Genomic DNA, 13095 nt, shown 5'->3' with positions numbered 1-13095 from the left:
GAACAACGGGTACCAGCATAGCAGGACCCGGAGCCCGGTCCGCGCATCCATCGCGCATCCCGGGCGCGCCGTGCTCCCGGAGGCGGATCAGTAGCCCGCGGCCGGGTCCACGACGCCGACGAACCCGGTCCCGTCCCCACCGAGGAACGCGGTCGTGTTCGCCCACACGCGCTCGGCGAGCAGCGGCGCCACCATGTCCGGCGTGTCCGCCTGGTGCGGCGTGACGACGACACCGGGGGTGGTCCACAGTGGGTGGCCGTCGGGCAGCGGCTCGGGGTCGGTGACGTCGAGTCCGGCGCCGGCGATCTCGCCGTCGCGGAGCGCGGCGACGAGGGCGTCGGTGTCGACGAGTCCCCCGCGGGCGATGTTGACGAGCCGCGCGGAGGGCTGCATCAGCGCGAACTGCTCGGCACCGAACAGCTTCGCCGTGCCGCTGGTCATCGCCGCGGCGACCACCACGACGTCGGCGTCGGGCAGCACCGCGTCGAGCTCGTCGGTCGTCACGGTGCGGTCGGCACCGTCGACGGGGTCGGAGGACCGTCGCACCACCGTGACCGAGGTCTCGAACGGCGCGATCAACCGGATGTACTCGAGCGCGATGCCCCCGGCACCGACGACGACGACGTTCCGGCCGTACAGCGACACGCCCTCGGGCTCGGTCGCCCACGAGGTCGCCCGCGCTCGCGCCGGCAGCACCCGCAGCGTCGCGAGCGTCAGGGCGAGGGCGTGCTCGGCGACGGGTTCCGCGTACGCGCCCTTCGCCGACGTGAACAGCACCCGGTCGCCGTGTTCCTCGATGAGGTGTGCGAACGCGTCGACACCGGCGAACGGGAGCTGGACCCAGCCGACGGCGGGTGCGTCGTCGAGTGCCGTGGCCAGACCGTCCGGGTCGCGTGCGTCGAGCCAGACGATCCCGCGGGTGTCGGCACCGAGGGGCGCGACCGTCCCGCCGGCGTCACGGACAGCGGCTTCGTGCAGGTCGGCGGCCTCGGGCAGGATCGCGACCGGACCCGGCGTCGGTGCCTCGACCGGCAGCGGTGCCCCGGCGTCGGTGACGACGGCGCGGTGTCCGCGGGCGCTCGACGTGGTCGGTGCGTCCCGGGTCATGCGTTCTCCTGCCGTCCGGCGCGGGGACCGGTCCCGGCGGCGGCGGGCTGTCGCGGCGCCGCAGACCGGCGTGCCACGGTGGGCGAGCTGCCCGCGGGACGACGTTTGACCGGCCGGGCCGCCGTCGCCGCGAGGGTCCGGACGTAGGGGTCGACGGGGTTGTCGAGGACCTCGTCGAAGGTGCCGAGACCGACGACGCGGCCCTCGGACATGATCGCGACACGGTCGGCCAGCGCCCGTGCCTCGCGCAGGTCGCTCGACACCACGATCGCCGAGAACTGACGGCCGCGCTGCAGGTTGGTGAGGGCCTCGAGGACCGACTGCCGGACGAGGACGTCGACGCCGCGTGCCGGTTCGTCGGCGACGAGCAGCTGCGGCTCGAGGACGAGCGCCCGGGCGAGCGCGACGCGCTGCCGCTGGCCGCTCGACAGCTCCCACGTGTTCAGGCGCATGACGCCGAGCGGCAGGTGCACCGCGTCGACCAGGCGGGCGACGATCAGGCCGGCCTCCTTGCGGTCGAAGCGGCGGTCGCGCATGTAGATGGGCTCGGCGATCGCCTCGCCGACGGTCAGGTCGGGGCTGAGCCGGTCCGCCCCGTCCTGGGGCAGGTAGCCGATGCGCCCGGTGAGCCGGGCGGCCTTCCGCGACGACGGCCGGAGCCCGCGCACGTGCTCGCCGAGGACCGTGAGCTCGCCGCCGGTGATGTGCCGACGGTGCGCCCCCTCGCCCTCGCCGGTGGCACCGAGCTGGCCGGCGACCGCGGCGGCGAAGGTGGACTTGCCCGAGCCCGATTCGCCGAGCACCGCGAGGATCTCGCCCTGCCGGACGGTCAGGCTGACGCCGTCCACCGCCCGGATCGGAGCCGAGCCACGTCCGCCCCGGTACTCGATCGAGACGTCGTCTGCGACGACCGCCGGGCCGTTCACCGCGATCATGGGTCCCCTTCCACGCCGCCCCTGGCGACGGTCCACACGCGGCCCGTGTCCCGGGCGCGGTGCGTGCCGTGACGGCGCGCGAACGCGGCCACGGCGGTGTGCCGCCTCGACGACGTGAGTTGTCGTCGGGACGGTTCGGTGCCCTGGAGGTGCCGGCCTGGAGGCGCGACCCGCGTCGTCGACGCGGGTCGCGCCTCCAGGCTGGTGGCGTCGGGTCAGGACCCGGCGCGCTCCAGTGCCTCCAGCGTACGCCGTCGCTCGGCCTGCTCCGCCGGGTCCGGGACCGGCAGCGACGCGAGGAGCCGCTGCGTGTACGGGTGCTGCGGCGCGCCGAGCACCTGCGCGGTCGTGCCGGTCTCCACCATGTCGCCCCGGTACAGGACCGCGATGCGGTCCGACAGGGCGCCGACGACCGCGAGGTCGTGGCTGATGAAGAGCGACGCGAACCCGAGGTCCTGCTGCAGGTCGAGGAACAGCTCGAGCACGCGCGCCTGCACGGACACGTCGAGCGCGCTCGTCGGCTCGTCGGCGATGAGCAGCTTCGGCCGGAGCGCGAGCGACCGGGCGAGCGAGGCGCGCTGGCGCTGCCCGCCGGACAGCTCGTGCGGGTAGCGGTCGCCGTACGCGGCGGGGAGCTGCACGGCCTCGAGCAGCTCGTCGACGCGCTTGCGGGCGGCGCGCGGGTTGCGCTCGGCGCCGTGCACGACGAGCGGCTCGGCGACGCACTCGGCGATCGTCAGGAGCGGGTTGAACGAGGTCGCCGGGTCCTGGAACACGAACCCGATGTCCTTGCGGTGCCGCTTGAAGTCGCGCTCGCGGTACCCGAGCATCTCGGTGCCGAGCACGTCGAGCGAGCCGCCCGTGATCCGGGTGAGTCCCGCGATCGCCCGGCCGATGGTGGTCTTGCCGGAGCCGGACTCCCCCACCAGGCCGAGGACCTCGCCGGGGCGGATGTCGAGGTCGACGCCCTTGACGGCCCGGAACACGGGCGACCCGAGCCGTCCGGGGTACTCGATCTCGAGCCCGCGGGCCGACACGAGCGGCGTCACGTCCTCGGCGATCGCGGCGCGGCGGGCGGTGCCGGTCGAGGCCTCGAGGCGGGGCACGGCGGCGAGCAGGCGCTTCGTGTAGTCGGCCTGGGGGGCGGCGAAGAGCTGCGCCGCCGGGGCCTCCTCGACGACCTCGCCCTGGTACATCACGGCCACGCGGTCGGCCAGGTCGGCGACGACGCCCATGTTGTGCGTGATGATGACGATCGCCGCGCCGAACTCGTCGCGGCACCGTCGGAGCAGGTCGAGGATCTCGGCCTGCACCGTGACGTCGAGCGCCGTGGTCGGCTCGTCGGCGATGATGACACTCGGCTCGAGCGCCAGCGCCGACGCGATGACGACGCGCTGCTTCTGACCGCCCGAGAACTGGTGCGGGTAGTGGTCGACGCGCTCCTCCGGGTCGGGGATGCCGACGCGGCGGAGGTAGTCGATCGCCGTGGCGCGCGCCTCCTTCTTCGAGACGCCGCCGTGCGCCCGGAGGCCCTCGGCGATCTGCCACCCGACCGTGAACACCGGGTTCAGCGCGGTCGACGGCTCCTGGAACACCATCGCCCCGGCGGTCCCCCGCAGTTCGCGGAGCTTCTGCGCGCCCACGCTGATGACGTCGGTGCCGTCGAGGTAGACCGCGCCGCCCAGGGTCGCCGTCTCCGGCATCAGGCGGAGCATGCTGCGCGCCGTGACCGACTTGCCGGAGCCGGACTCGCCGACGAGGGCGAGGACCTCGCCCGGGCGGACGTCGAGGCTGACGCCGCGGACCGCGTCGACGGCGCCGCCGTCGGTCGCGAAGGTGACGGTGAGGTCGTCGACGACGGCGACGGGTGCGCCGTCGGCGCTGCGTCGGCCGGTGCTGCTGCGGCTGGCGCGGTCGTCGCTGCTGCCGCCGGTGCCGTCGTCGCCGTCGGCCTGGAGGCGCTGGGTTGCGTCCGTCATGCGGCCGCCCCTTCCGTGCTGGTCGCCCCGCGGCGCGACACCAGCTGCTTCAGCCGGCGACGGGCACGCAGACGCGGGTCGGAGATGTCGTTGAGGCTCTCGCCGATGAAGGTCACGCCGAGCACGAGCACGACGATCGCGACGCCGGGGAAGACGCCGGTCCACCAGACGCCGGAGGCCACGTCGGACAGCGCACGGCTGAGGTCGTAGCCCCACTCGGCGCCCGCGGTCGGACCGATGCCGAACCCGAGGAAGCCGAGCCCGGCGAGCGTGAGGATCGCGTCGCTCGCGTTGAGGGTCAGGATGAGCGGCAGCGAGCGGGTCGAGTTCCGCAGCACGTGGCGGGTCATGATGCGCCACGGGTTCGTCCCGAGCACACGAGCCGACTCGACGAACGCCTCGTTGCGGAGGCGGACGGCCTCGGCACGGACGACGCGGAAGTACTGCGGCACGTAGACCACGGTGATCGAGATCGCCGCCGCGACGATGCCGCCCGAGTAGCTCGAGTTCCCGCCGGAGATCACGATCGAGACGACGATCGCGAGCAGCAGGGAGGGGAAGGCGTAGATCGCGTCGGCGACCACGACGAGGATCCGGTCGAGCCAGCCGCCGAGGTAGCCGGACACCATGCCGAGGATCACGCCGATGGTGATCGAGACCACCACGGCGACGACCACGACGAGGACCGCGGTGCGGGCGCCGAACACGACGCGGCTGAACACGTCGAACCCGCCGACCGTCGTGCCCCAGATGTGCTCGGGGCTCGGGGAGCCGGTGCGCGGGAAGCTCTGGCCGTCGGCGCCCTGCAGCTGGCCGAAGCCGTACGGGGCGATGAGCGGCGCCGCGAGCGCGACCACGAGGTACAGCGCGCAGATGACGACGCCGGTGACGAGCATGCCGCGCTGCCAGCCGGTGCTCTTGCGGAGCTGGACCACCACGGGGAGGCGCTTCCAGAGCGGCTCGTGGCGGTCGACGAGCGAGGTGTCGGCCATCGCTAGAACCTCACTCTCGGGTCGATGAAGGCCGCGACGACGTCGACGACGAAGTTCGTCACGGCGACGATCACGGCGAGCATCGCGACGATGCCCTGGACCGCGACGAAGTCACGGGCGGACAGGTACTGGTTGAGCTCGAAGCCGAGCCCCCGCCAGCCGAAGGTGGTCTCGGTGAGGACCGAGCCACCGAGCAGCATGGCGATCTGCAGGCCCATCACGGTGATGATCGGGACGAGCGCCGGACGGAACGCGTGGGTCCGGACCAGCCGGGACTCCCGGACGCCGCGCGAGCGGGCGGCGTCGACGTACTCGGAGCCGAGCGAGCCGATCATGTTCGCGCGCACCAGGCGCAGGAAGATGCCCGCCGTCAGCAGACCGAGCGTGAGCGCCGGCAGCACGGCGTGCAGGAGCACGTCGCCGATCACCTGCGCGTTGCCGGTCCGCAGCGCGTCGATGATGTAGATGCCCGTCGCGCCGGGGATGTTGTCGAGGATGAGCGACACCCGTGTCGACGCGCGGTCCCCGAGGGGCAGCCAGCCGAGCCAGACCGAGAACACGAGCTTGAGCAGCAGACCGCCGAAGAACACCGGCGTCGCGTAGGTCAGGATCGCGAGGGCGCGGAACAGCACGTCCGGCCACTTGTCGCGCACGTAGGCGGCGACCATGCCGAGCGGGATGCCGAGCAGCAGCGCGACGATGAGCGCGTAGAACACGAGCTCCGCGGTGGCGCCGCCGTACGTGACGATGATCTCGGTGATCGGCCGGTTGTCGGTCGAGGTCGTGCCGAAGTCGCCGCGCACGATGTTGCCGAGGTACTCGAGGTACTGCACGAACACGGGGCGGTCGTAGCCGGCCGCGTGCAGGCGTTCCTGCAGCTGCGACGGCGTCAGTCGACCGCCGACCGAGGCGGTGATCGGGTTCCCGATGACGCGCATCAGGAAGAACACGAGCGTCACCAGGATGAAGACGGTCGGGAAGATGAGCAGGAACCTGACGAGGACGTACCGGCCGAGCCCGCCGCCGCCCTTGGCACTGCGCTGTGCCTGCGGCTTCGTGGGCTCCGACTCGATCGCCTCGGGTGGGATGACGGTCACGGTTGGGGGTGCCTTTCGGGACGTGACCAGGGGGCGTTCCTCGTGGGAACGCCCCCTGGTGTCCGGTGGGTGTTACTTGCTGAGCGTTGCGTAGCGGAACTTGTACGAGGAGTCGAGGACCAGGCCCTTGACGTCCTTCGCGGCGACCGCGACCGACTTGCCCTGCAGGAGCGGCAGCGTCGAGATCTGGGTGGCCTCGCGCTCCTGTGCCTGCTCGATGAGCGTGGCGCGCTTGTCCTTGTCGGACTCCTGCTGCTCGTCGGCGATCAGCTTCTGGATCTCGGCGTCGTCGTAGTGGTTCTGCACGAAGTTGTCCTTCGAGAAGAACGGCGACAGGTAGTTGTCGGCGTCCGAGAAGTCCGGGAACCAACCGAGCTGGTACACCGGGTAGGCGTCCTTCACGCGCTCCTGCGAGTAGGTCGTCCACACGGTCGACTGCAGGTTGACGGTGAACAGGCCCGAGTTCTCGAGCTGGGTCTTGATCGCCGCGTACTCGTCGTCCGAGGTCGAGCCGTAGTGGTCGGGCGAGTACTGCAGGTCGATCTGCACCTTGCCGCTGACCCCGGCCTTCGACAGGGTCTCCTTCGCCTTGTCGACGTCGGGGCCACCGTCACCGTTGCCGTAGAGCTTCTCGAACGGCTTCGCGGCACCCGTCAGGCCGTCCGGCACCATCGAGTACAGCGGCGAGTAGGTGTCGTTGTAGACCTCCTTCGCGATCGACGCGCGGTCGACCACGTCGGCGACGGCCTGGCGCACCGCGAGGGCCTTGGCCTCGTCGGCGTCGGACTGGCTCGCACCGAACGGCTGCGTGTTGAGGTTGAAGACCATGTAGCGGATCTCGCCGCCGGGGCCGTCGGTGACCTCGAGCTTGTCGTCCTTGCGGAGGTCGGCGATGTCCGTCGGCGTCAGGGAGCGGTACGCCACGTCGACGTCGCCCTTCTGCACGGCGAGCTTGAGGTCGGTCTCCTTGGTGTAGTAGCTGGCGGTGACCGAGTCGGACTTGGCCTTGCCGAGGAGCCCGTCGTAGTTCGGGTTCGCCTTGTACTGGATCGTGTCGTTCTCCTTGTACGAGGTGATCTCGTACTGCCCGGCGAACGCCTTGCCCTTGACGATGTCCGCCGCGGGGGTGACCTTGTCCGCCGAGAACACCTGCTCGTCGACGATCGGACCGGCGGGGCTGGAGAGCACCTGCGGCCAGGTCTGGTCGGCGTGGTCCAGGTTGAACACCACGGTCGTGGCGTTCGGGGTGTCGATGCTCTTGAGGTTCGCCAGCAGCGACTGCGGGCCGTTCTCGTTGTTGATCTTCAGCTCACGGTCGAACGAGAACTTCACGTCGCTGGACGTGAGGTCGTGGCCGTTCGCGAACTTCAGGCCCTTCTTGAGGGTGACCTCGTACGTCGTGTCGTTCGTGAACTCCGCCTTCTCGGCGATGTCCGGCTTCACGTCGGGGCTGCCGACGGGGGTGTTCATCAGGAACGGGAAGACCTGGTTCTGCACGGCGAACGAGCCGTTGTCGTAGGAACCGGCGGGGTCGAGGGACGTGATCTTGTCCGTCGTGCCGATGCTCATGCCGTTCAGGTCGGTGTCGGAGACGCTGCTGCTCGCGCACCCGGTCAGCACCAGCGCCGTCGCTGCTGCCCCGGCGCCGAGCGCGATGCCGCGCTTGCCCCACTTGCTCACGGATGCCATGTCCGCTGCCTCTCTCGGTGGTGTTCGAAGGGGTCCCCGGACCGGAGGTGGATCGACTGTGTGCCCGGTCAGGGACGCTCATTGCTACCACCCTGACACGGAATTCCACGAGCTGAGGGAGATTTGTTTACACCCTTGTAATGCACGAGACCGCCGCATGGCGCATGATGCGCGCGTGCAGGCACGGCGTGTCACGCAGGAAAGTTGCGTCGTGCAACGGTCGGCTCCGAGGGGCGGGTGGGGTGGGCGCGCCCGGCCGCGGTCGGCGAACGAGCGGTCTCCGTCGGTCGCGGCGGTCGAGCGGCCCGGACACGGCTCCCGCGGCGAAGGGCGCACGGCGCGTCCTGCCCGCTCGCGCGACCGACCGGAAGGCGCGGGTCGACCCCGGCACGCGGGCGCGCCGACGCGCCCGGCCGCGATCGGCGAACGAGCGACGCCCGTCGGTCGCGGCGGCCGAGCGGCCCGGATACGGCTCCCACGGCGAAGGGCGCACGGCGTGTCCTGCCCGCTCGCGCGACGGCCGGGAGGCGCGGGTCGACCCCGGCACGGGGCGCCCCGACGCGCGTGCCCCGACCGGGAGGCGCGGGTCGACCCCGGCGCGCCGACGCGCCCGGCCGCGATCGGCGAACGAGCGACGCCCGTCGATCGCGGTGGCCGAGCGGCCCGGATACGGCTCCCGCGGCGAAGGGCCCACGGCGCGTCCTGCCCGCTCGCGGGACCGACCGGGAGGCGCGGATCGGCCCCGGCACACGGCACACGGCACACGGCACGCGGCACCGGCCTGCGAAGTCCGAGGACCGTACAGCGCCGGTCAGCGCTGCGCGTCGGCCTCGCCGTCGGCGCGGAGCCGCATCCGCTGCTGGTCGATGTCGACGAGCTGCCGCTGGATCTCGGCGCGTCGGTCACCCTGTTCGTGCGGGTCGGCACGCTGCAGCTGCCCGAGGAGCGACGCCTTGCGGGCGAGCAGGTCACGCTCCACCAGGGCGACGACGATGCTCCGCGCGTACAGCGCGAGGTCCTCGTCGGTCCTGGCCGGGATCGGCGCGAGCGCGAGCTCCTGCACGAGGCCCCGGAACGGCGTCGGGACGTCCTGCAGCAGACGGTCGAGCCAGTTCGGCGCACCGATCACGTCGACGTTGGCGACGACGGCGTCCCGCACGACCGAGAGCATCGGCGCCGAGAACGTGGCCTGTGCCGCGAGCCCGAGCAACGGCGCACCGACGTACCCCGGTTGCTGCACCATCGCCATCACGGCGTCGCGCTCCATCCGGGTGATCGGGTCGTTCGGCAGCAGGCGCAGCCCGGCCACGGGCTCCTCTGCCGGGGTGACCAGTTCGCCACCGGGACCCGCCTGCCCGACCGGCACCGGGCCTCCCGGCTGGTCAGCGCGGGACGCGCGCTGGCGAGCCGACTCGACGGCGCGGCGGACGTCCGGGATGTCCATCCCGAGCCATCCGGCGAGCTCGCGGACGTACCCCTGGGTGAGCGACCGGTCTCGGATACCGGCGAGGACGGGAGCCGCCGCACGGAGGGCGCTGACCCGGCCCTCGACGGTCTCGAGGTCGTGTCCGTCGAGGGTGCGCCGGATCATGAACTCGAACATCGGTCGCTTCGCGGAGACGAGCCGGCGGATCGCGTCGTCACCGCGCTGCAGGCGCAGGTCGCACGGGTCGAGCCCGCCCGGGGCGACCGCGACGAAGGTCTGCGCAGCGAAGCGCTGCTCCTCGGCGAAGGCGCGCGACGCGGCCCGCTGGCCGGCCTCGTCCGGGTCGAAGGTGAACACGACCTCGCCGTTGGCGTTCGGGTCGGCGCCGCTGACGTCGCCGAGCATCGGGCGGAGCACCTTGATGTGGTCGACGCCGAACGAGGTGCCGCAGGTCGCGACCGCGGTCGTGATCCCGGCGAGGTGGCACGCCATGACGTCGGTGTAGCCCTCGACGATGACGACCTGCTTGCCCTTCGAGATGTCGCGGCGGGCGAGGTCGAGCCCGTAGAGCACCTGGCTCTTGTGGTAGATCGGCGTCTCGGGGGTGTTCAGGTACTTCGGGCCCTTGTCCTCGTCGAGCAGCCGGCGCGCGCCGAAGCCGATCGTCGACCCGGTGACGTCACGGATCGGCCAGACGAGGCGCCCGCGGAACCGGTCGTACGGGGACCGGTCGCCCTGCCCGGCGAGCCCGGCGGCGAGGATCTCGTCCATCGTGAAGCCACGCCCGCGCAGGTGTTCCCGCGTCGCGTCGTACGACTGCGGCGCGAAGCCGACACCGAAGTGCTGCGCCGCCGCCGGGTCGAAGCCGCGCTCCCCGAGGAACCGGCGGGCCGGCTCGGCAGCGGGGGTCGTGAGCTGCGCCTGGTAGAAGGCGAGCGCCGCCTCGTTCGCGGCGATCAGCCGGGCGCGCTGGTTGTAGTCGGTGCGAGGGCCGTCGCCCTCCTCGTAGTGGAGGGTGAAGCCGATCTTCGCGGCCATCCGCTCGACGGCTTCCTGGAACGTCGTGTGGTCCATCTTGATGATGAACTCGAAGACGTCGCCGTCCTCACCACACCCGAAGCAGTGGTACCGGCCCACCTGGGGGCGCACGTGGAAGGACGGGGACCGCTCGTCGTGGAAGGGGCAGAGGCCCTTGAGCGATCCGACGCCCGCCGACTTCAGCGTGACGTGGTCACCGACGACGTCCGCGATGTTGACACGCGAGCGGACCTCGTCGATGTCGTTCCTCGCGATCCGGCCTGCCACCCCTCGATCCTAGTTCGTGCCGACGACGCCGACCGACCGGAGGGGCTGCCCTGTGGACGGACGCCGGCGCCGGGTCAGACCGGGATGTGCGTCGTCTCGCGCTCCCCGACGACCAGCCGCTTGTGCCAGGCCAGTGCACCCTGGTCGGTCAGGCTCGCGACCTGGTCGACCACGGCCCGGAGCCGCCCGGCGTCGTCGGGGGCGTCGCGCCAGTCGGCGGCGAACCCCGGGTCGAGGTCGGCGCTGCCCGAGGCCGCCAGGGCGTCGAGGAGCTCGGTGAGCACCCGCCGCTGGTCCTCGTACACGGGCTGCCGGTCGCCCTGGGTCATCACGAACGCCGCGACGATGCCCTTGAGGACCGCGATCTCGCCGATGATCTCGGGCGGCGTGACGACCGAGGCGGCGAACCGCACGAGCGAGCCGGACGCGTAGGCCTCCCGCGTCGCCGCGGTGGCCGTGCGGGCGAAGCGACCGATGAGCTGCGAGGTCAGGTTCTTCAGGCGCGCGAGGTCGCGCCGGGAGCCGTCGTACGACGTCATCCAGAGCGGCAGTGAGCGGAGCCGGTCGAACGCCTCGAGCAGTTCGTCGCGGCTGAGGTCCGAGCCCACCCACGCGTGCATCGCACTCACGATGTCGTTCTCGCCCACGCGGTCGCCGAGCGCGGCCACGTCGATGAAGCCCGCGACGACGGCGTCCTCGAAGTCGTGCACCGAGTACGCGATGTCGTCGGACAGGTCCATGACCTGCGCCTCGATGCAGCGCTGGCGCCGGGGTGCACCCGCGCGCAGCCACTCGAAGGCGTCGTGGTCGTCGTCGTAGAAGCCGAACTTCGTGCGACCGGAGGACGCCTCGGCGACCCCCTGCGCGGCGGGCCACGGGTACTTGCAGCTGGCGTCGAGGGACGCGCGCGTCAGGTTGAGCCCGTACGGCCGGTCGTCGTCACCGGTGCCGTAGACCTTGGGCTCGAGCCGAGTGAGGAGCCGGAGCGTCTGCGCGTTGCCCTCGAACCCGCCGATGCCGGCGGCCCACGCGTTCACCGCGGTCTCGCCGTTGTGACCGAAGGGCGGGTGTCCGATGTCGTGCGCGAGGCAGGCGGTGTCGACGACGTCGGGGTCGAGCCCGAGGGAGTCGGCGAGCTCCCGGCCGACCTGCGCGACCTCGAGCGAGTGCGTCAGGCGGTTGCGGGCGAAGTCGAGCCCGGTGGTCGGGCTGAGCACCTGCGTCTTCGCCGCGAGCCGGCGCAGGGCGCTCGAGTGCAGCAGCCGGGCGCGGTCGCGGGCGAAGTCGGAGCGGCGGTTGCCGTGGGTCTCGGGCAGCCAGCGCTCGGCGTCGGCGGGCCCGTAGGAGGCGGTGGCGCTCATCCGCCGCTGTGGTGCAGCTCGGCGGCGGCGAGCACCTTGCGGAACTCGGCGTCGACGTCGCGGGACTCGAGCCAGCGGTCGGGCAGCGCGGTGCGCTTCGGGTGCCCAGAACGGCCACGCGGGCCCTCGACGTCGGCGCCCGGGTACGGGGCCGACCAGTCGAGCTTGCCGAGCAGGTCGTCGATCTCCTGCAGGCTCGACGCCATCGCGAGCGCGCTGCGGACCTCGCTGCCGATCGGGTACCCCTTGAAGTACCACGCCACGTGCTTGCGGACGTCGCGGCAGCCGTGGTCCTCGGAGCCGAAGAACTCGACGAGCAGTTCGGCGTGCCGGCGGAAGGCCACGGCCACGTCGCCCATCGACGGCATCGCACGGACGTCCTCGCCGCGGAACGCCGCCGCGAGGTCCCCGAACAGCCAGGGACGCCCGAGGCACCCGCGGCCGACGACGACCCCGTCGCAGCCGGTCTCGTCGACCATGCGCAGCGCGTCGGCCGCCGACCAGATGTCCCCGTTGCCGAGGACCGGGATGTCGGTGATCGTCTCCTTGAGGGTCGCGATCGCGCTCCAGTCGGCGTGCCCGGAGTAGTGCTCGTTCGCGGTGCGGGCGTGCAGCGACACCGCGGCGACGCCGGCGTCCCGCGCGATGCGCGCCGCGTCGAGGTAGGTGAGGTGGTCGGCGTCGATGCCCTTGCGCATCTTCACCGTGACCGGGACGTCACCGGCGGCGCGGACGGTCTTCTCGACGAGGTCCTTGAACAGGTCGAGCTTCCAGGGCAGCGCCGCTCCCCCGCCCTTGCGCGTGACCTTCGGCACCGGGCACCCGAAGTTGAGGTCGATGTGGTCGGCACGGTCCTCGGCCACCAGGATCGTCGCGGCCTCGGCCACGGTGTTCGGCTCGACGCCGTACAGCTGGATCGACCGCGGGGTCTCGGACTCGTGGTGCTGGATGAGCTGCATCGACACCGGGGTCCGCTCGACCAACGCGCGTGACGTGATCATCTCGCACACGTAGAGCCCGGCGCCGTACTCGCGGCAGAGCCGCCGGTAGGCCATGTTCGTGATGCCCGCCATCGGCGCCAGCACGACCGGCGCCTCGACCTCGATCGGGCCGATGCGCAGGGGCTTCGCCGGGCGGGTGCCCGTGCGGGGTGCGTCAGTGATCGTCATACCTCGTCCATCCTCCCATGCCCGTTCCCCGCCGG

At 72.0% G+C, this 13095-nt stretch carries 9 protein-coding genes and 1 pseudogene; all 10 read right to left on the bottom strand.

Features of this window, described 5'->3' with window-relative positions; translation table 11 throughout:
- Positions 1-87: 87 nt before the first annotated feature.
- The gene (locus QOL16_RS07280; protein WP_139266445.1) at positions 88-1107 is read right to left on the bottom strand and encodes a D-isomer specific 2-hydroxyacid dehydrogenase family protein; all 1020 of its coding nucleotides are present in this window, start codon (positions 1105-1107) and stop codon (positions 88-90) included.
- Positions 1104-2042 (bottom strand): ATP-binding cassette domain-containing protein, encoded by a 939-nt coding sequence (locus QOL16_RS07275; protein ID WP_065959502.1) that lies wholly within the window; start codon positions 2040-2042, stop codon positions 1104-1106. The genes QOL16_RS07280 and QOL16_RS07275 overlap by 4 nt, the downstream gene beginning before the upstream one ends.
- 215 nt (positions 2043-2257) lie before the next feature.
- A complete protein-coding gene (locus tag QOL16_RS07270; protein WP_083395066.1) occupies positions 2258-4021 on the bottom strand; it encodes an ABC transporter ATP-binding protein in 1764 nt (587 codons plus the stop codon).
- A complete protein-coding gene (locus QOL16_RS07265) occupies positions 4018-5013 on the bottom strand; it encodes an ABC transporter permease (protein ID WP_065959504.1) in 996 nt (331 codons plus the stop codon). The genes QOL16_RS07270 and QOL16_RS07265 overlap by 4 nt, the downstream gene beginning before the upstream one ends.
- Positions 5014-5015: 2 nt before the next feature.
- The gene (locus QOL16_RS17260; RefSeq protein WP_370692482.1) at positions 5016-5681 is read right to left on the bottom strand and encodes an ABC transporter permease; all 666 of its coding nucleotides are present in this window, start codon (positions 5679-5681) and stop codon (positions 5016-5018) included.
- Between the two features lie 183 nt (positions 5682-5864).
- A pseudogene (locus QOL16_RS17255) lies at positions 5865-5963 on the bottom strand (hypothetical protein); the annotation flags it as partial.
- Positions 5964-6182: 219 nt separating this feature from the next.
- Positions 6183-7799 (bottom strand): ABC transporter substrate-binding protein, encoded by a 1617-nt coding sequence (locus tag QOL16_RS07255; protein WP_065959510.1) that lies wholly within the window; start codon positions 7797-7799, stop codon positions 6183-6185.
- 811 nt (positions 7800-8610) lie between these two features.
- Entirely contained in the window at positions 8611-10530 is a 1920-nt protein-coding gene (gene dnaG, locus QOL16_RS07250; protein WP_071249258.1) for a DNA primase, read from the bottom strand.
- A 74-nt stretch (positions 10531-10604) separates the two neighbouring features.
- A complete protein-coding gene (locus QOL16_RS07245) occupies positions 10605-11891 on the bottom strand; it encodes a deoxyguanosinetriphosphate triphosphohydrolase (protein ID WP_065959514.1) in 1287 nt (428 codons plus the stop codon).
- Positions 11888-13060, bottom strand: coding sequence for a tRNA dihydrouridine synthase DusB (dusB, locus tag QOL16_RS07240; protein ID WP_071249260.1), 1173 nt, complete (start codon positions 13058-13060; stop codon positions 11888-11890). Before dusB ends, QOL16_RS07245 begins: the two co-directional genes overlap by 4 nt.
- Between the last annotated feature and the right edge of the window lie 35 nt (positions 13061-13095).

The organism is Curtobacterium sp. MCBA15_004, assembly GCF_001865055.2.
Classification (GTDB): domain Bacteria; phylum Actinomycetota; class Actinomycetes; order Actinomycetales; family Microbacteriaceae; genus Curtobacterium.
Note: the sequence above shows the minus strand (reverse complement) of the source record. Positions and strands in the feature narration are given on the sequence as shown.

Bases quoted from the DNA above. Each gene is read 5' to 3' on its own strand.
- QOL16_RS07280 (WP_139266445.1), bottom strand. From the start codon at position 1,107: ATGACCCGGGACGCACCGACCACGTCGAGCGCCCGCGGACACCGCGCC.
- QOL16_RS07275 (WP_065959502.1), bottom strand. From the start codon at position 2,042: ATGATCGCGGTGAACGGCCCGGCGGTCGTCGCAGACGACGTCTCGATC.
- QOL16_RS07270 (WP_083395066.1), bottom strand. From the start codon at position 4,021: ATGACGGACGCAACCCAGCGCCTCCAGGCCGACGGCGACGACGGCACC.
- QOL16_RS07265 (WP_065959504.1), bottom strand. From the start codon at position 5,013: ATGGCCGACACCTCGCTCGTCGACCGCCACGAGCCGCTCTGGAAGCGC.
- QOL16_RS17260 (WP_370692482.1), bottom strand. From the start codon at position 5,681: ATGGTCGCCGCCTACGTGCGCGACAAGTGGCCGGACGTGCTGTTCCGC.
- QOL16_RS07255 (WP_065959510.1), bottom strand. From the start codon at position 7,799: ATGGCATCCGTGAGCAAGTGGGGCAAGCGCGGCATCGCGCTCGGCGCC.
- QOL16_RS07245 (WP_065959514.1), bottom strand. From the start codon at position 11,891: ATGAGCGCCACCGCCTCCTACGGGCCCGCCGACGCCGAGCGCTGGCTG.
- dusB (WP_071249260.1), bottom strand. From the start codon at position 13,060: ATGACGATCACTGACGCACCCCGCACGGGCACCCGCCCGGCGAAGCCC.